This window comes from Spirosoma daeguense (assembly GCF_054776875.1).
The window spans coordinates 1,073,231-1,092,244 of the sequence record NZ_BAAHBF010000001.1 but is presented as its reverse complement, the minus strand read 5'-3'; the positions used below and the strand labels follow the sequence as shown (position 1 = coordinate 1,092,244).

The following is a 19,014-nucleotide window of genomic DNA, read 5'->3' as shown; positions in this document are numbered from 1 at the left end:
TGATATTCAGTTCAGGTTTAGACTTTCTCCAGATCGAACGGTAATCGGCGAAGGCGCTTTCCGGTTGCGGCAAAAACAGCATTTGCTAAAGCTGGAGCCAGCGGTGGAAGACCCGGTTCGCCCACACCTTTGATGGTTGGGCCACCTTCGGCAAGAATATGTACTTCTACTTCAGGCATTTCCTGAATACGTAGCATTCGGTTCGTATCGAAGTTGGTCTGTTTCGCCTGTCCCTGTTCGAACGTAATACCATCTTTCGTGGCAGCCGTCAACGCCATGGCAATAGCTCCTTCGACCTGTGCTTTCACTGTGTCCGGATTCACGACCGTGCCGAGGTCGATCACGCAATAGACCTTATCAACTGTAATGCCGCCAGCGTTGTTTTTCGAGACTTCGACCACTTGGCCGGCCAATCCGGCAAAAAATTCCCACTGTGCCACACCCCGACCTTTCCCGGCTGGCAAGGGCTTATCCCATCCCGAAATTTCTTTCAGCTTTGTCAGTACCCGTTTTGTGTCCGTTTCTTTGCTGAGCATGGCCAGTCGATACGCCATTGGGTCCTGACCAGCTTTGTGCGCCATTTCATCGAGAAAACATTCATGCGCAAAAGCGACCGTCGAACTGGTCACTGACCGCCAATACGTTAGCGGAATATGAATATCGGCATGAACGTAGCGCGTACTCAGGTTCGGAATTTCGTATTTCTGCTCGCTCGTACCTTCCAGCATGGTACCGTCTGGCTTGGTTTTGTCATATTTCTCCTCCATCGTAGCGTCGATAGATGGCGAAATAACTTTGTGCTGAAATGCAACCGCTTTCCCATCGGCAGCAAGCGCCCCACGCATGGCTGAGAACGTCATCGGGCGGAATGGACCAAGGCGCGTGTCGTCTTCACGAGTCCAAATCACTTTTACTGGCTTACCTATAGCTTTCGAAAGGAACGTAGCTTCGGTGGCAAAATCCTGTGTGAGACGTCGGCCAAAGCCACCACCGTTGAACTGTACGTGAATCGTTACGTCGTCGGCCGGAATTTTTAACGCTTTAGATACAGCATCTCTCGCCAAATCCCCGCCTTGCGTCGATAACCAAAGCTCAACTTTGCCATCGGGTTTGTAATGAGCCAGTGCGTTCATCGGCTCCATAGTCGAATGGCTCAGCATCGGTGTTTCGTAGAACGCTTCGAGTTTAGTGGGTGCATTGGCGAATGTCTTCTCAAAATCGCCCGCGTTATGCCCCACTATACCATCGTTTTTAGCCAGTTCGCGTAAATGTTTTTCGAAGTCGGCTGAACTGAACGTATCGTGCTGTTGATGGTCCCACTTTATTGTCAGGGCTTTACGACCTTTCATAGCCGCCCAGTAGTTGTCGGCAATCACCGCAACGCCTTCGTAGTGATTCTTGCCAACGATACGTTCTATTTTAACCGCTTTCTGAACACCTTTTACTTTCAGCGCCTGCGTTGCATCGAAACTCACCAGTTTGCTGCCCAGCACCGGGCAACGCTCGATAGACGCATAGACCATCCCCTGCACTTTAACATCGATACCAAACATAGCTTGCCCAACTACTTTAGGCGGAATGTCGGGGCGAGGTGTCGATTTGCCTAATATCTTGAATTGACCAGGGTCTTTGAGTTTTGGCTCTTTCGGAACGGGTAGTTTAGCCGCCGTTTCGGCTAACTGGCCGTATGTTAGCTTTTTGCCACTTGGTTTATGAATAACCGTCGCGTTTTCGGCGTAACATTCGTCGGTTGATACGTTCCACTGGTCGCTGGCGGCTTTAATGAGCATTTCACGAGCCGATGCGCCAACTTTCCGCATTTGTTTATAGCCGCCCCGAATAGAGCCGCTTCCGCCCACTGCCTGCGACCACATATCGCCAAACTTACTTTCGCCACCAGTCTGCCGAATTATTACTTTATCGAGCGAAACTTCCAGCTCCTCGGCAATGAGCGCGGGCACCGACTGATACGTTCCCTGCCCGATTTCAGGCCGGGGATTCATGAGCGTGATACGTCCCGATTTTTCAATCAGTACATATGGCGTTAATTCAACTGTGGCGGGAACATCGCTCAGGTTCAGCACCGGACTGGCTAGCAGTTCGGCTGATGGAAATCCTAATACAAAGGCAGTGCTAGTAAGGCCGAGAGCTTTCAAAAAGTTACGGCGTGACGTTTGTTCGGTAGTTTGATTAGGCGTCTGGCTCATCGTTTCCCGATTTTAGGGGTGGTCTTCGGAACTTTAGGCGCGGGGGTCATCTCATTGGCGGCTGTGTGAATGGCTTCCCGAATCCGGTTATACGTACCACATCGGCAGATATTTCCCTGCATGGCCGTATCAATATCGTCGTCGGTTGGTTTAGGTGTTTGTTTCAACAACGCTACCGCCGACATGATCTGACCCGACTGACAATAACCGCATTGCGGAACCTGATGTTTAACCCATGCCTTCTGAATCGGGTGTTCACCATTTTTCGAGATGCCTTCAATGGTCGTAATCTTCTCTCCGGCCACTGCCGATACCGGAATACTACAGGAACGGGTTGGCGTACCGGCCAGATGAACCGTACAGGCACCGCACTGAGCGATGCCGCAGCCAAACTTGGTGCCCGTTAGCCCCACTACGTCACGAATGGCCCAAAGTAGCGGCATTTCAGGGTCTACGTCCAGCGTATGCGGCTGGTTATTGATGATTAATTTTATTGCTGCCATGTTCTTAACAACAGGATAATCAACTAAGATACAGATTTTAGCAGAGAACGAACTAAATACGGTTGTATTTTCCAATAGAACATACCCTATACGAAGACAACTTTGGTTAGATTAGTAACTCATTAAAAAATGAGAAGAGATTAACGCAAAACCAATAAAATGGAGCGAATTACTTCGGTTTTTAGTTCATAATCTTGTATTTGCTCAGATTCAGTTGAGTTGGTGGGCTATGAATTCACTTTTCACCGTTCCGTTAAACTAATTAGTTTATCCTATGAATCGTACTGGACTTGTCTTTATTCTTCCTGTTATCATGCTATTGATTGACTGGTACGTCTGGCAGGCTGTCAAAACTGTAAGCCGGTCGGCCAGCGATGGCACACAACGTATCATCACCATGGCGTACTGGGGTATTACGGCCTTATCGCTGCTGCTCTACGTAGTGATGCAATTTTTACCCCCCGATTCGCTGAGCCGACAGTTGCGAACCTTTTTGTGGGCAAGCATTGCCATTCCCTATTTCTCGAAAGTTTTTACCATCCTGATTTTGCTGATTGATGACATTGGTCGTTTCTTCCGTTGGGTTGTATCGTTGTTCTACAAACCAGCGGTGATTGAAGCGGTCGAAAATACGTCGTCTCAAACAACTCCTGTTACTACTACGTTGCCAAATGATACCATTACCCGCTCCGATTTTCTGATGAAGACTGCTTTGGTGGTGGGTACGGTTCCGTTGGCTGCTTTTTCGTGGGGAATAATTTCTGGTGCGCACGATTACCGAATCCGACGTATCAAACTTCCAATGAAAAATCTGCCTTCTGGATTTCATGGAATGACCATTGCGCAGATTTCAGATATTCATACAGGCAGTTTTTTTAATAAAACAGCAGTAAAAGGCGGAGTTGACATGTTGATGGGCCAAAAGCCTGATCTTGTATTTTTTACCGGAGATCTAGTGAACAGCCATGCCGAAGAAGCTAATAATTATATCGACGTATTTGATAAAGTGAAAGCGCCACTGGGAGTCTATTCAACACTGGGTAATCACGATTATGGAAAATACGTTCGATGGCCCAATGCGCAGGCCGAGCGTCAGAACGTACTGGACGTAGTAGCGGCTCACAAACAAATGGGCTGGAATATTATGCTCGATGAACATAAAATTCTGGAGCAGAATGGCGATAAAATCGCGCTGATTGGTGTACAGAACTTAGGTTTTGGCCCAGCAGCACTACGTGCGGGTGATTTAGCAAAGGCGTATAAAGGCACGGAAGATTATCCGGTTAAACTTCTTCTCTCCCATGACCCAACTCACTGGGATGCCGAAGTTCGGCCAAAATTTCCGGATATCGATGTGCAGTTCAGCGGGCATACACACGGTGCTCAGTTTGGGGTCGAAATCGGTGGTGTACGCTGGAGCCCTACACAATACTTTTATCGCCAGTGGGCTGGTCTCTATCAGGAAGGTGAACAACGGCTCTACGTAAACCGTGGTTATGGCTATATTGGCTATCCGGGCCGGGTCGGAATTTTACCTGAAATCACCATTTTTGAGTTAGTAAAAGCCTAGTTAATACCTGATTGGCAATGATCTAGCAGATAATTACGATCAGGAAATCAATCGGAGAGTTCTTTGTCAACCGTCAACCATCAAACGCACATGAAAATCGTCTTTGTTTCGGGGCTTTCGTTTCTGATGTCATTGCTGACTTATCTATTTCCTGTACAGAAGCCGCAGGAACCTCAAATTGCTCTTTGCCATGTTTCTGGTGGGCCAAATGCAACGCATGATATGGCTCGGATGGCTGCCGATCCTGCTTTTCAGCAACTGCACGAAAATCCGCTACCCTTTGCTTATACAGGCGCTGGTGAGATGATTAGCTTTTCAACCCCCGACGGACAATCGGCTAACGGGTTTTTGCTGAAGTCAAAAAAAACATCGAATAAGTGGCTGCTAGTTTATCAGGAATGGTGGGGGCTTAACGATAATATCAAGCAGCAGGCAGAATCGTTTTATAACGACCTGAAAGATGTTAACGTACTGGCTGTAGATATGTACGATGGAAAAGTAGCGACTGATCGAACCGAAGCGGGTAAACTAATGAGTTCGGCCAGTAAAGATCGATTGACAAATATTATGAAAGGAGCCCTTTCCTACGCTGGTCCTAAGGCCGAATTTGGTAGTGTTGGCTGGTGTTTTGGTGGTATGCTGTCTCTACAATCGGCTCTTCACGAAGGCCAACAGGCAAAAGGTTGTGTGATGTATTACGGACGGCCAGAGCAGGATGTAGAGAAATTGAAAACCTTACAGACCGATGTATTGGGAATATTTGGGAGCCGTGATAAAGGCATTAATCCGGAGATGGTGAAGCAGTTTGAAGAAAATATGCAAAAGGCAGGTAAAAAGGTAACAATCAAAATGTATGATGCCGACCATGGCTTTGCCAACCCGAGCAATCCGATATATGACAAAGAAGCTAGTGCTGATGCTTATAAGCTCGCACTTAACTATTTGAAAGCTAAATTGAAAGCTTAAAGTAAGACACTCAAAAAAGCTCTTTAGTTAGTTACGGGCTTTTTTGAGTGCGAAATAAAATACAATCTGGCAGCCTGATTCTTACGTAGTTTAAGCATGATAAAGCTCCTGCTTATAATTTCCTCACTTCTATTGGCCTGCACACAACGTAGTGCTGAACCAGATACCATGATAACGACAATAGCACCTACTGCGAAAAACACGTTTTTATCGCTTGGTGATTCGTATACAATTGGGGAAAGTGTTTCAGAGGCTGACCGTTGGAGTGTTCAGCTTGCCGGTATGCTACGTAAAGAAAATATAGACGTAGCAAATCCCGACATCATTGCCCGAACAGGATGGACAACGGCCGAATTAAAGGAAGCCATAAAAGCGAGTGGCAATCAGAAAACGTATAGCCTTGTATCGCTGCTCATTGGGGTTAATAACCAGTATCGTGGCCAAAGTACCGACCGCTACCGAACCGAGTTTAAGGACTTGCTTCAAACGGCTGTCAAATTTGCAGGAGGTAAAGCCGCTCATGTTTTTGTGTTGTCGATTCCCGATTGGGGCGCATCACCCTTTGCCACCGGACGCGATAAGGCTAAAGTTGCGCAGGAAATTGATCAGTTTAACGCTATTGCTAAAGAAGAAAGTCAAAAGGCAGAAATCGCCTTCATTGATATAACCCATTTGACTCGTTCGGCTGCTGGCGATGCTACGCAGTTTGCTGACGATGGATTACATTACTCAGGCAAACAAATGCGGCAATGGGCGACAAAATCATTGCCAGCTGTAAAAGAAATATTGAGTAAGTCAAAGTAGTTGTTCTGATAATTCTAACAACACAAAATACCCTTACAAATTAGCCGCATCTAAGGCTCTACTCATCACTACGTCATTTTGTGACGCCCACTCCTCAATCATAAAATCTGGTTTTACTCCGCTCCCATCATTAGTGGCTGTACTTGCGTGAATAACCTGAAACATAGGCACTTTTAAGCGCAACTGAGAATGGACCAGCCGAACAGTTGGTACCATCAGGCCAGCACTGACGAATCGACTACCACCTGTTTCTTGGCCAAGCAACGTAGCGCGACTTTGCTCTTGCAGATAAGCCGCAATGAGTGAAGCTGCCGATGCCGTTCCGCCGTTTATCAATACAGTCAGCTTCCCTGTGAATATCTGTTGCGCTGGTTTAATTGAGTAGGTATATCGAATACGGTCGATAGTATGACTAACTTTTGTTTTTAAGGCAAGTTGCGTATAATAAATTAACCGAATTTGCGCATTTGAATTCTTAAAAGGCGATTTCCCGGATTGTTCTTTATAGCGTTCAAAAGCTAGTGTTGTCGGGTTAGGTAATACATATTTAAGAAACGACGTAGCATTCCAGATGCGTCCGCCGGTGTTATTTCGTAAATCGAGTACTACGTGTTGAATCGCCTGTTTCTGAACGTAGCGAAGTGCCTTTTTCAGCCGAAATCTATCCAGAAGACCGCCTACCGAACGTAGTTGTAAAATCGCTACGTTGGGTTTATCACTAAGTCGATATAAGGTCATAGCTGAGCTGGTTTGAACAACACTGTGTGGCTGGCCGCTTAAGTACGTAGCCGGGATTTCAAGTTTACTTTTTGCCGTTACGTTCTGTATTTCTTCTCCTTCAGGTGTTTTAACGTGAATCTGTATTGAATCTGCTAAACCAAAGCGAGCAGTATATAGTGCGCCAAAATGGCGATTTAGTACCCAGTTTCTAAACGATTCGTTCGGTCCATCGCTACTGAACAGCAATCGTAAAGTGTCGACAATAGCAGGAGCCGGGTAGCCATTAATCAAGCAGATCGTATCTGAACTGGCTTGCCGGATAAGTTTTCGGTCTGACGTGACCGCTACTGGAATCGGGAAAAATAGTGGTGTTGATTGCCCGCTTCCTCTAACCGCTGGCAACGATACGCTTGTATGCAGACATTGCACGCCAGCAACAGCCACACGAGCCACACGTTGAAACTCCCGAACAGTCATTGGTTGGGTTAATTGCTGATGCAGCGTATCGAAATGGCGGGTTAGCTTTTCAACGGAATTGTACTCTGCATATCCCGGATGCCATTTCTGGAGAACTTCCTGTATTTGTTGCAAATCGGCCCGAAGCTCATCCGCCGAGAGTTTTTGTACTGACTGACTTAATGTTAGTGTGGTTTGCAGGACGTAACCAAGGCAAAGTACGAACTGGAATAATCGTATCATACAGCCGTGATTGACGCTTTTGACTGACCAAATTTTTGCTTGTAGTAACGTACCGTCCGTCCGATAAGCATACCGCCAACGATACTAGGCGCAATCCAGCCAATCGTACCTGTCCAGTCCGGAGCGTTGGCTGGTAAAATACGCCCGATATTCACGACAAGTGCGGCTGTAAACGTAGCAATATAAGAGCCGCCCATTCGGGTGAAATGTTGGAAAAACCAGTGCATTTTTTCCGTTGGCCGACCAAGCTGGCGAATATCCTGCATCGCAAATACACCGGTCAATATACCAAAGAATGTAAATAATATCGGGAAGAAGATATTGACAGACTTTGTCATTAAGTATACACCAAAGCTAACCATCATAACACTCACCACAGCGGTTACATAGATTAGCAGTTTGTCGCCAGATGTAATCTCTCCTTTTTTCTGTTTGGTAGCCCGCCATCCGGTCATGCTCAGGTAAAAGCTGAATACCGCAATACCAGTCAGAAATAAGCGCATCATGGTCAGCGGTTGTATAATGCATAAAAGCAATGCCGTGACTGCTACGGTAATCATACAATATACATAAACAAGACCGGTGCGATTGTGCAGGCGGCTTCCTTTCTTCGAAAACATAGGAATCAAGCCAACCAGCAGGGCGATTGAGCCGGTAGCGATATGCAGTATGAGAAGAGAGATAATAAGCGTTTTCATGGCCGTTTGTGGTTGTCATTTCGTTGAGACAAACCTACGTTAAGCCAGCAAGCTCATGCAACTAAAAGGGCCAAACGACAAGATTAGGGACGTTTGGTAAAGAAAAGAGGTATTTGGGGTGATTGGTGGGACGTTTTACAACGCTTTTAGCTCAGCCACCAGCGTTTCGTTGTATTGACGGGCCACCGGAATCTGAAACTGCCCATCGAACAAATGCAGTTTATAGCCCTGCGCATTACCCGTGACCCGCTCGATTCGGTTAAGATTTACTACGTAGGACCGATGGCACCGAACAATGTGTGGCTGGGAAATCTGCTTCTCCAGCCGACTCAGACTACTACGTAGCAACGGCTTCACAGGCTGATCGTTTTTCAGATAAACTACCGTGCAGTAATTGTCGCTCGATTCCACAAAAAGTAGATCGTTCACTACTACGTCGAGCGTATCTTTTTCGTTATCGGCCACGAGATGTACTACGTCGGTTAAGGTCGGGATTGGCTCACTACGTATCGAATGGTTTTTTTCTAAATCTGCTGAACTGGTTCGATGGATTGGCAGCTCAGCCGCCGTTTGACTGTATTTTTTGAGCTGGGTAATGTAGTTGAGCAGCACTAAACCCGTAACGGGGAATAACCCGATCAGAAACGTAATCAGAATCATGCTCCACCCATGAATACTGCTACGTTCGACGGGGCCGATGAGGAAATCAAGGTAATAGCGATTGGCAATGCCGATTAACGTAATATTGGCCGTTACGAAAATGATTTCGCGGCCTACTGTCCATCGCACTTCGGCAAACTGACGGTTAAACAAGCGTCGCCAGACAAGGAAATTAAACCCTGTTACGATAGCCGTAACCGCCCCGAATCCAAAAATCTTAAGTGTTTTATGGGGTGTATCCCAAAGGTTCAGACCAAATGGCTGAAAGATTTGCAAAAACATCCCAACGAATAAACCAATCAGAAACGATTTTCGGAGCGCCTTACCCACAGAATCGTCGATAGGGTAGGGTTGACTAAGTAGTTTGACCATACGTTAGCTATCTACAGGCTCGCGAAATAGAACTCAGAATATCCGCCAACTGGCAATCTGTTGGAAAAAACTGGGTAATACAGGTGGATAAACGACAATCATGAAAAGAACTCCAACCAATGCTCCATAAAAGTGTGCATCGTGATTAATGGAACCGGCTCCCCGACGGGACTCGTAATAAGAATAGCCCAGATAGAGAATTCCAAAAATAAATCCGGGAATACAGAGCGCAAAGTACAGGCAAATGTCGGTAAGCGGCCGAAATAGAATACCGGCAAAAACAATAGCCGATACCCCCCCAGAGGCTCCTAATGAGTTGTAGTTGGAGTTATTGCGGTGTTTGAGGAAGCTCGGAATATCGGAAATTACAATAGCTGCCAGATAAAAACCGATGAAAAAAAGTGGAGCGATAGACCCAAATAACATTCCAAAAACCTGTTCAATAAATCCACCAAAGAAGTAAAGGCTCAGCATATTGAAGATCAAATGCGGCCAGTCGGCGTGCAGGAATCCGGAGGTTAGCAGACGGTAATACTGGCCGCGTTTCGAAACCTGATAAGGGTTCATCACCCATTTATCCATCAGACTGTAATTGTTCCAGGCCATTAAACTAATAATGACCGTAACAACAATAATAACAAGCGTAGTGCTCATAGTTTACTAACAATATATCATCAATAACGTAACAACAACCTTCTAGTGTTCATGCTCTGTTACGTATTTGAAATTAACTTTCCCGCTCAACCAATTGCCGTGCAAACTGAATCAATACGTCTTTCCGATTTTGGTCGGCTTGCACCGCATCGAAATTAGCGAATCCACGGGCAAAGTACTCGTTGATACGTGCTTCGGTTAGTTCGCGAATACCCACTTTATTGTAGATGGCTGTAATTGCCTGCACTTTTTCGTCGCGATCAAACTCTGTTTTTTGCAACCAGCCGGTGAGTTCGTCTTTTAACGAACCCGTTGCCTGTTGAAGTGCTTCAATCAGCAGAAACGTCTTTTTGTTGGCAATTATGTCGCCCCCAACCTGTTTTCCAAACTTGGCCGGGTCGCCATACACATCCAGTAAATCGTCTTTTAACTGAAAGCCAATTCCTATGTTCATCCCGCCTTCATAAAGATGTCGGTTTGTTTCCTCATCGGCTCCAGCAATTAATCCACCTAGTTCAAGCGCGTAACCCACCAGCACCGATGTTTTCAGCCGGATCATGTCAATATATTCGGCTTCCGTTACGTCCCAGCGCGTCTCGAAATTCATGTCCATCTGCTGACCTTCACACACTTCGGCGGCAGTCTGGCTAAATCGATGTAGCACGGGTTTAAGTTTATCGACCTCTACGTTCAGGAGTAATTGATACGCATTGACCATCATCACATCGCCCGATAGAATAGCAATATTTTGATTCCATTTCTCATGAACCGTTGGCTGCCCCCGACGTAGCGGAGCCTGATCCATGATGTCGTCGTGAAGAAGTGTGAAATTGTGGAAGACTTCAATACCCAACGCCGGACGTACTGATTTTTGCCAATCGTCGGTAAACAAGTAGGTAGACATCAGTGTCAGCAATGGGCGTAAACGCTTTCCGCCCAAGCTCATTATGTACCGTATAGGATCGTAGAGTTCGGGCGGATACTGACCGTATTGGAGTTGAGAAAGTTCGTTCTGGAGAGCGTTAATAAAGAGGGCTGGACTCATTCAGGTTAGATGCGGCTTCACCGATTTTAAGTCAAAAGTAAGCTAAAAGCCACCAAAAGCCTAACCGCCAAACATCTGGGAGTAATTCCGTTGAGAAGACGTACTAAGGATAAAGATGAGACGGGCCGACAACACAAAATAACCATCACGCCTTGACGGATTACCACGTTGTGCTCCCACTACGTTTGGTATCTGATTTAGTTCAAGTCGCCTGTCTGACAATGCAGAAGCTAGTTGGGCCATCTGGCTTCGGTCTGGATATACCGTACTAACATCGTCAAGATAATCACTCAGCACGTGTGTATACGTACCTTCCAGATTCAATTTAAACCGTTCAGTTGCCATCACCGGCACCCCAAGACCATAACGAATAATAAACGGCAGTCTGTCGTACAGAACACCTTCTGTTTGCAATGGGGCCAGACTGACTGATTGCCCTTTATAGGATGTTTTTGGAGTTATATACGTGAGACCAACACCAACCAGCGCATAAGGGATAACAACCTTATTCCGGTCAGAAGCTTTCCAGAAGTCCCATTGCACACCCACCCAGATATCAGGATTTAAGCTACGGAATGATAGGTTGTTATACGCAAGATGCGTATCGATCTGTGAACCTCGAATATAATAAAGCTGAGCCTCGGCACGGAACGAAAGTTGAGGAGAATAACGATAGGCAATCGCTACGTTGAGCGCAATGCCTAATTGCAAATGAGCAAGATTATCCCGCTCATTCAAGTCACCCAGATAGCGGGTTGCGCCCAACCCCGCATTAAGCAACCATGTACCGTGCTGCTCTTTCCAGATTTCAGAACGCTGTCCCCATGCATTTATCCCAAATACACAGCTAGTTAGGAGAATAAAAAAAGGTCGTATAATTTTCACAAGGGCGCTTTGATAGGTGAGCCCATGTGACGAAATAATCTTGTTTAGGTAACTTACAATTCACCTATATCCTCATTCCAGAGCGTTGGCTTCTCCGCAATAAACTGGTTCATCATGTCTACGCATTCAGGCAAATCGAGGTCAATTACCTCAACTCCGTGTTGTTCCATGAATTCCCTCGCACCCGGGAATGTCCGCGATTCACCGACAATTACTTTCGGGATTTTAAACTGAACAATCGTGCCAGCGCACATGTAGCAGGGCATTAACGTAGAGTAAATAACCGTGTTCTTGAACGAACCTACACGCCCGGCGTTGTTCAGGCAATCCATTTCACCGTGCAAAATTGGGTTGTTTTCCTGAACCCGTTTGTTATGGCCGGAAGCCACCAGTTCGCCGTTTTTCACCAGCGATGAACCGATAGGAATTCCGCCTTCACTCAAACTTTTCCGGGCCTGCCGAATGGCCTCCTCCATAAATTCATCCATATGATTTGTAGTTTTTGAGTCGGTTATTTTGTCTTGATAAAACACTACGTTATTCGCAAGGTTACAGCAACTTTATGGTTTCGTAATCGCCAACGTGTTTTAAGTACAGAAAATTAAGCAGTAAGCCATTCACATTTGTAATGAGTTTATGCGCTTCGGGCAACGTAGCAACAATGCTGGTGATACGTTCATGTTCGGCTTCACTGCCCATATTTTTCAGGTGAAACGTCATAATTTCATCACGCGCCATTTCTTTCTCTACGTAGAAAAAATGCATGGCTTCATCGCTGGTACCCGTGCTCGGAAACCACAGCCGAGAGTTAAGCCTGGTTAACTCGTTAGCGGCAACGGTCAAGCCAACTTCTTCGCCAATTTCGCGGGCGGCCACTTCGTCGGCTTCGTCACTAGCGTCGATCATACCAGCCGGGTGTTCGTAGATGTGTGACCCATCGGCGATACGTCGCTGGCGAACCAGTACAACGAATTTTTCGCGCGTTTCTTTATCGATCAGGCAAACCAGCATGGAAGCCGCATGTCCTTTCAGAAATAGAGCCGGTGGAATTTTATCGCCTTCGGGCGTATCGGCATCCACTTCGAGCATGGCAAACAAGACTTCGCCGTTATGACGATACCGAACATAGTGATCCTGTATGCCGTTAATTGTTAATCCATTGGCCTCTGCCTGCCGCTTCCAGAAACGGAATTTGTGGGCATCCTGAAGTGCTTCTTTCTGTTTACTCATATTGGCAAGTTCGTAAATAAAAATACGTCTCCAAACCAATACTGATTGTTCGGAGACGTAAACATATAATTAGGACTAATCGGAAACTGATAATTACTTGATTTTAAGCCGAACCTTGCCATTTGCCACAACCACCTCATCAGTTTTTGGCTGCTTTTTATACCCGTTCCCTTCTGGGTCAATATCAGAGTCATAGCCCGTTGATTTGGTGATGGCTTTATCTTCCATTTTGTTGATTAATCGACCAACACCACCGAAAACGGTTGCCGATGCTTTCTCTTTCCAATACGTTCCCTGCAATTTACCGCTGAACGTAGCTTCTAGAAATCCGTCAGCTCCAGTTGTTACCACAATAGTTTCGTCGTTATTTCCTGAATCGCCTACGTGGTACTCCATGCGTGGCTCACGGGTTTCTTCAATATACCGAATAGCCGCAATACCCTTGTATTTACCCAGATCGGCGTATTTCTTGCGGTATTCGTTTTTATATGGATCTTTTGAATCAACTACTACGTATGTTCCGGGTTCGAGTGCATCCTGACCATTGAAACTGCCCAACCAGATACGTAGTGATTTATCGGGCTTTATGGCGTTTGCCGTAATCCACCAGAAGCTCCCAATCTTTACCCGGCGAGGCTGAGTTGTGAATTCTTTGCCATCGACTTGGGCCGTGAATGTATTGTCGTTGGCAATCTGAGCGAATGCCGACGTAGTGAAAATCAAAAAATAGAGAAGTAAGTAGCGCATAGCGGTATTGTAAAAAGCGGCTTATCCGACTGTAAACTTAGCCGAATAAGCCGCTATCTATTACGCTTGATTGAGTATCCGGTCATTTTTTTAAAATGTAGATACTCCGCTACGTTATTTCTGCGTCAAGCCCTGAGCTTCAGGACCAACGTAGCGCTCGAAGAACTCGTAAATACGTAGCATTCGGTCGATACGCTGACGCACGTTTCCGGTACGACTCAACTCGTGGGTAGCACCGGGCATACGAACGTACTCAACAGGACGACCTAGTATTTTCAGACTTTTATACATCATTTCGCTTTGAATAACACCAGTACGTAAGTCATTTTCGCCGTGTTTAATCAGCAAAGGCGTTCTGATGTTTTGCACAAACGTATAGGGCGAATTTGCATCCAGCACTTTCGCTTCAGGTGTCCACGGATAAGCGAAATAATTCGGAATCAGTCGCCAGGCATTTCCTTCTCCCAGAAACGTAGTCAGGTCATACACGCCACGCTGAGAAAAAGCCGCTTTAAACCGATTATCGTGCCCAACAATCCAGGCTGTAAGATAGCCAGCATACGAACCACCCGTAATTACCTGCCGACTCGTATCGACCCATGTTTCTTTGGCGGCAGCTACGGCTGCCGCCAATACGTCTTCGGCAGGGCCAGTTCCCCAATCTTTTATGTTTGCTCGTTGAAAGTTAATTCCGTAACCGCCCGATCCACGCGGATTTGCGTAGACAATACCGTAGCCCTGTGAGGCCATGTACTGGAACTCATGCCACATCGACTGTTCGCCCGGTCCCCACATAGCCGTTGGGCCACCGTGCATATTTAGCAGTAATGGATATTTTTTCGACGCATCGAACGTAGCAGGCTTCATAATCCAGTAATCGACTTCCTGCCCGAGCGAATTTTTATACGTATGCTTTTCAGGCAAACTCAATTGCCGCTGAGCAACCCAGTCGTTATGATTACTCAGCTTCGTTTGCGCCTTAGCCGTTTCGTTCGTTACGTATAGTTCGGATGGATTGGCGACTTCTGTTTTGGCAAAAACAAGCTGATTACCAACGATATCGAAGTTTGTTACGCCACTTTCAAAACCCGTCAATTGTGTAACCTGCCGCGTAAGAGGATCAAGTCGATATAGCGGAGCCCCACCGTTTGAGGAAGCGGTAAAATAAATTGTATGAGTTGTGGCTGATTTCTTGCTTTTTGCATTAGCAATTGCAGTTGTCCAGACGAGATTTCCAGCGGCTCTGTCGAACGTAACGAGTTGTATGCCTGATGCCGTTGCGCCGTTTAGACTTGACAGGCCAATTTGCGGGAAATTCACACCTTCTGACGGACTTACCAGAAACGCCAGTTGTTTACCATCTGGTGAAATCTCCGGTGCGCCATAACTTTTACCTTCTTCGCCCAGCACTATGTTTCGCTTCCCTGAACCATCAGCCGAAATAAAAACGATGGCGTTATCCAGTTCACGGTCTGGGTGCATTAACGAATCCCGGTCGGTAACAGCCAATAAACCCTGTCCGTTAGGAAGCCAGCTACCTGCCTGAAACGATGCAAAACCACGAGTGAGCGGTTTTGGTGTTGCATTTTCTGCTACGTCGGTGATGTACAGGTGCGTAAACGCAAGGTCGGGTTCGGTGGTAAATTCGCCCTGAAAATTGAGCCGGTTAATGACTTTAGCTTTTTTATCCTCAACATCTTTGTTCAGATACGCCCGGATTTCGGCCAGCGAGCCATCGGGATTCGCTTTTACCTTTTTATCAACCTTTACAAAATTGTTGTTGGTAAATCCCGGCTTCTCCAGCGACCAGGCCGGGCCGTTTTTGGTCGGATTCAACAACGAATCGGTCAACATCTGCGCCGTAGTCACACCGCTTGTAAACGCAATCCGCTTTCCATCGGGCGACCAGAGCGGGCCACTTGCCCCATACGTACTGTTGGTAAGTTGCCAGGCTTCGCCACCATCCAGCGGCATAATAAAGATTTGGCTTTTTCCTTTCACGGTACGTACAAACGCAATCCGCTTCCCATCGGGCGACCAGGTTGCCTGCCGAGCCGACTCCGCTCCGTAAGTCAGCGCTTTTGTATCGCCGGGCTTCAGTCCTGTCAGGTAAATATGCGTTTTATAATCATATTCTTCCTTTTGATCGGGGTTCGACTCGATTGTAGTCAGTGTATAGATTGCCCGTTGCCCATCTGGTGCGATTTCAATTCCGCCAATCTGCTTGATTCGGGTCAGGTCGGTAACGGTAACTTTTGATTTTGTTTGCGCGCAAACCGTTTGTGCCGTAATGGCAATCAGTAGAAGTGTATGTTTCAGCATAGTTTGTTATGAAAGCAGTGGAACGTAGCGTTCCTGAATAATATTGACGTGGTGCGTAGCATGGCCAACCAGCACAAATCCCAGCGCCAGTACGGAGATGGTTTGATTAAAACAGACGCCACTACGTAATAGCATCTCCTCATCGAAACTTTTGTATAAGGCAATACTCGATTGACGTACCAATGCGTATTCGTCGTAAAGATCGGCTATGGTTCGGCGGTTGGCGTTGGCAAACTGCGCCAGTTCGTCTTCTTCGTAACCGGGCAGCGGTGTTTTGTCGTTACGAGAGAAACGCATGGCCCGATACGTCATAATACGTTCGTTATCAATGGTATGCTGAAGAATATCTTTCACGGTCCACTTACCGGGAGCGTATCGTTGTTCGCCGAGGGCCTCCAGCGTTTTGGCCGGAATCAGGTTTTCGAACGTAGCACCCTGCTCCAGCGCATCCAGAATAAACGTATTGTCAGCAATGTTGATATACCGGTCGAAAAACTGCGGCATTACAGGAATGTCAGACTTTGTCATAACTGCGAATTCAGGTTAGTAAAACACAACTCCCCGAAAGTACTCAACTTTCGGGGAGTTTGTATAACGCGACCTAAACAGAAGTTTTGGGGAGATTGGCTACTTTTTCGTTTTGGCGGGTGCCGATTTTGCCGCAATGCCTACAAGTTCAGTTACCAGTCGATCGGCTTTATAAATATGTCGCAGGGCTGCCACAATGCCGCCCGTATGAACAGAAATGGTTCGGTTTGCATCAGGGACGAAAATAAATTCGCCCGGCAGACTTTCCATATTGCCATCGAACGCCAGCCCAACCGCTTCCCGATTTTTGTTGATCATGGGGCTACCGGAGTTGCCACCGATAATATCATTTGTCGAGATAAAGCACATCGGCTCTTTCAACAAGGCTGCGGGTGGATTATTCCAGCGGGCCGGTAAATTCCACGGAGATTTATTGGCAAACGAATAATTCCGATCATACAATCCAGCGAACGTAGTGAGTATCGGTGCTTTCGTTCCGTTATAATCATAGGACTTCACAACACCATCGTTGATACGTAGCGAGAACGTAGCATCGGGCGGAACAGCGGTACCATAAACGTCATACAACATTCGTCCTAACTGCCCTCTCAAAACCTCCTGACGTTGCCCTAAATCGCGTCCCTCAATAGCAGCAGCGCGGTAACGCGGAAAGCCAATCCGTGCCAGTGCCAGCATCGGATCGTTGGATGCGCTGGCCGCATTTGGACGCGTAGCCAGCTCACTGACAAAAGCAGGATCGGTTAATTTGGTGTTTTTGATAAGATACGCTGCGGCTTCCTTAGGACTACGTGTTTTGCCATCAGGACTCGTCAATGCCGTTTTCACATAAGGATCATCATTCCCCAAAGCCTGCTGCGCTTCGGCAAGGTGAGCCGCCAGATATGCTTCATCGAGCGCCCGGTTTTTTACAGTTGGCGGCACCATCAGCGACTTGGCCCGGTCGGCATCCTGTGGACGGGTTGCCAGCAATTCACTAAACTGAGTCACTACGTTGGCAAATGTCATCAGTTCGCCCATAGTACGTTCGCTAGGGCCGAGGTAGTTGGCGTCGTTAAAGAGCTTGCGCAACTGCGCCGTATTATCGGCAATATTATCCCAGGTTTTAAGCTGATCGTCGGGTAAGTTTTTGGCTTTCGCAGCCGCTTTGAACTGTTTTTCAAACACGGCTTTACGTGCTAGCAAACTGGCGTCGCGCAGGCCAGCCAATTGACCACCGTACGCTTTCAAACTGTTGTCGTAGCTAAAAATTTCATTCAGCACACTATCACTCTTGGCCGTTTCATTATATACTTTTAGTGCCGCCGACCGATTTTGTAGTATCTGAATCGTAGCTGGCGTCTGCATATCACGATCCATCTCAAGTTCCGCAACGGTTTTGAGCCGTTCGGTATGACCGGGGTTTCCGATCACGAAAATCGGTTCACCATCACGAACACCGTTTGGGCTGAACTTAAAAAAATGGGCTGTCTGCAATGGTTTGCCGTTGTCATAAACCCGGAAAAATGAACAGTCGAGAACGTAGCGCGGATAGGTAAAGTTGTCGTAATCACCCCCGAAAAAGCCTAGCTGCAATTCGGGCATAAACACCAGCCGAACGTCGGTGTAGCGTTTGAAACCATAAATGGAATATCGTCCGCCGTTGTAGAAAACAATGGTCTGAAGTTCCAGCCCTTTCCAGCCGTCTTTTTGTCCATACTCCTGCTTGATTGTCGAAAATACCTGCTCGCGCGCCTGTAGTTTTTCCTGCTCTGCGGTTGCTTTGTTCATAGCTTCCTGCACCCGGCTGGTGATATCCTCAATCTGCACCAACTGATCTACAAACAAGCCTTCTACTTTACGCTCTTCTGCCGCCGTTTTGGCAAAAAAGCCAGTAGCATTCAGGTCTTCACCTTTTCGCGTAACCCCTGTACCCGATTCGCGGGCGCAGTGGTGGTTGGTCATAACCAGTCCGTTGGCCGAAACGAAAGACGCTGAACAGTAATCGGCGAAACGTAGTGAAGCCAGCCGCGCTTCCTCAAACCATTTATCGTCGGGCGTGAATCCTCCGTACGTTTTTGCAAAATATTCTTTGGGCGGATTATCGAACGTCCACATCTTACCCAGATCCAACGGTCCGCCTTTGGTAGTATCAATTGCGGTCGATGTACTGTTCTGGGCAATGGTCAAATTGGCTCCCAGCATCAGTGCGATACTGGCACGAAAAATCTGAGATTTATTGATAAGCTTTAGCTGCATTAGAAACTGGAATAAGGTTCGACTATCTCTAAAACGTGAATTTATACCAAACGTTTTGCTCTTGCTAACGTAGTAGAAAATCAGTTACTACTAGACGTATAACGTATCAACCTGTTTCTCTATCACCACAACAAAGTTACCAGATACA

17 protein-coding genes are annotated in these 19,014 nt (G+C 46.8%); 3 read left to right on the top strand and 14 right to left on the bottom strand.

Annotated elements, in window-relative coordinates:
- Window positions 1-17 precede the first annotated feature (17 nt).
- The gene (locus ACYVD4_RS04275) at window positions 18-2,207 is read right to left on the bottom strand and encodes a xanthine dehydrogenase family protein molybdopterin-binding subunit (RefSeq protein WP_460942719.1); all 2,190 of its coding nucleotides are present in this window, start codon (window positions 2,205-2,207) and stop codon (window positions 18-20) included.
- Window positions 2,204-2,710, bottom strand: a complete 507-nt coding sequence (locus ACYVD4_RS04270) for a (2Fe-2S)-binding protein (protein ID WP_460942717.1) — start codon at window positions 2,708-2,710, stop codon at window positions 2,204-2,206. Before ACYVD4_RS04270 ends, ACYVD4_RS04275 begins: the two co-directional genes overlap by 4 nt.
- A 274-nt stretch (window positions 2,711-2,984) precedes the next feature.
- Here ACYVD4_RS04270 and ACYVD4_RS04265 point away from each other — a divergent pair, with 274 nt between their 5' ends.
- The 3 genes from ACYVD4_RS04265 to ACYVD4_RS04255 all read left to right on the top strand — a co-directional run bounded on the left by ACYVD4_RS04265 (window position 2,985) and on the right by ACYVD4_RS04255 (window position 6,050).
- Window positions 2,985-4,280 carry a metallophosphoesterase gene (locus tag ACYVD4_RS04265; RefSeq protein WP_460942715.1) on the top strand — a complete coding sequence of 432 codons (1,296 nt, stop codon included), beginning with the start codon at window positions 2,985-2,987 and terminating at the stop codon, window positions 4,278-4,280.
- Between the two features lie 90 nt (window positions 4,281-4,370).
- Window positions 4,371-5,246 (top strand): dienelactone hydrolase family protein, encoded by an 876-nt coding sequence (locus ACYVD4_RS04260; RefSeq protein WP_460942713.1) that lies wholly within the window; start codon window positions 4,371-4,373, stop codon window positions 5,244-5,246.
- 168 nt (window positions 5,247-5,414) lie between these two features.
- Window positions 5,415-6,050 carry an SGNH/GDSL hydrolase family protein gene (locus tag ACYVD4_RS04255; RefSeq protein ID WP_460942711.1) on the top strand — a complete coding sequence of 212 codons (636 nt, stop codon included), beginning with the start codon at window positions 5,415-5,417 and terminating at the stop codon, window positions 6,048-6,050.
- A 33-nt stretch (window positions 6,051-6,083) separates the two neighbouring features.
- On the opposite strand, the gene ACYVD4_RS04250 is transcribed toward ACYVD4_RS04255, so the two are convergent.
- The 12 genes from ACYVD4_RS04250 to ACYVD4_RS04195 all read right to left on the bottom strand — a co-directional run bounded on the left by ACYVD4_RS04250 (window position 6,084) and on the right by ACYVD4_RS04195 (window position 18,812).
- Window positions 6,084-7,469: a S41 family peptidase gene (locus tag ACYVD4_RS04250; protein WP_460942709.1), complete on the bottom strand. Its 1,386-nt coding sequence runs from the start codon at window positions 7,467-7,469 to the stop codon at window positions 6,084-6,086.
- A complete protein-coding gene (locus ACYVD4_RS04245; protein ID WP_460942707.1) occupies window positions 7,466-8,167 on the bottom strand; it encodes a DUF2306 domain-containing protein in 702 nt (233 codons plus the stop codon). Before ACYVD4_RS04245 ends, ACYVD4_RS04250 begins: the two co-directional genes overlap by 4 nt.
- 135 nt (window positions 8,168-8,302) lie before the next feature.
- Complete coding sequence (locus ACYVD4_RS04240) at window positions 8,303-9,199, bottom strand: LytR/AlgR family response regulator transcription factor (RefSeq protein ID WP_460942705.1); 897 nt, start codon at window positions 9,197-9,199, stop codon at window positions 8,303-8,305.
- Between the two features lie 33 nt (window positions 9,200-9,232).
- Complete coding sequence (locus ACYVD4_RS04235; RefSeq protein ID WP_460942703.1) at window positions 9,233-9,853, bottom strand: rhomboid family intramembrane serine protease; 621 nt, start codon at window positions 9,851-9,853, stop codon at window positions 9,233-9,235.
- Between the two features lie 73 nt (window positions 9,854-9,926).
- Window positions 9,927-10,898 (bottom strand): polyprenyl synthetase family protein, encoded by a 972-nt coding sequence (locus ACYVD4_RS04230; protein ID WP_460942701.1) that lies wholly within the window; start codon window positions 10,896-10,898, stop codon window positions 9,927-9,929.
- 60 nt (window positions 10,899-10,958) lie between these two features.
- Window positions 10,959-11,783, bottom strand: coding sequence for a hypothetical protein (locus ACYVD4_RS04225; protein ID WP_460942699.1), 825 nt, complete (start codon window positions 11,781-11,783; stop codon window positions 10,959-10,961).
- A 53-nt stretch (window positions 11,784-11,836) separates the two neighbouring features.
- On the bottom strand, window positions 11,837-12,271 hold the full coding sequence (locus ACYVD4_RS04220; RefSeq protein ID WP_460942697.1) for a nucleoside deaminase: 435 nt from the start codon (window positions 12,269-12,271) through the stop codon (window positions 11,837-11,839).
- Window positions 12,272-12,332: 61 nt separating this feature from the next.
- On the bottom strand, window positions 12,333-13,013 hold the full coding sequence (locus tag ACYVD4_RS04215) for an NUDIX hydrolase (protein ID WP_460942695.1): 681 nt from the start codon (window positions 13,011-13,013) through the stop codon (window positions 12,333-12,335).
- A 93-nt stretch (window positions 13,014-13,106) separates the two neighbouring features.
- A complete protein-coding gene (locus tag ACYVD4_RS04210; RefSeq protein WP_460942693.1) occupies window positions 13,107-13,760 on the bottom strand; it encodes a hypothetical protein in 654 nt (217 codons plus the stop codon).
- 114 nt (window positions 13,761-13,874) lie between these two features.
- Window positions 13,875-16,082 carry a S9 family peptidase gene (locus ACYVD4_RS04205; RefSeq protein ID WP_460942691.1) on the bottom strand — a complete coding sequence of 736 codons (2,208 nt, stop codon included), beginning with the start codon at window positions 16,080-16,082 and terminating at the stop codon, window positions 13,875-13,877.
- A 6-nt stretch (window positions 16,083-16,088) separates the two neighbouring features.
- The gene (locus ACYVD4_RS04200) at window positions 16,089-16,610 is read right to left on the bottom strand and encodes a DinB family protein (protein WP_460942689.1); all 522 of its coding nucleotides are present in this window, start codon (window positions 16,608-16,610) and stop codon (window positions 16,089-16,091) included.
- Between the two features lie 99 nt (window positions 16,611-16,709).
- The gene (locus tag ACYVD4_RS04195; protein ID WP_460943000.1) at window positions 16,710-18,812 is read right to left on the bottom strand and encodes a S46 family peptidase; all 2,103 of its coding nucleotides are present in this window, start codon (window positions 18,810-18,812) and stop codon (window positions 16,710-16,712) included.
- Window positions 18,813-19,014: the final 202 nt, after the last annotated feature.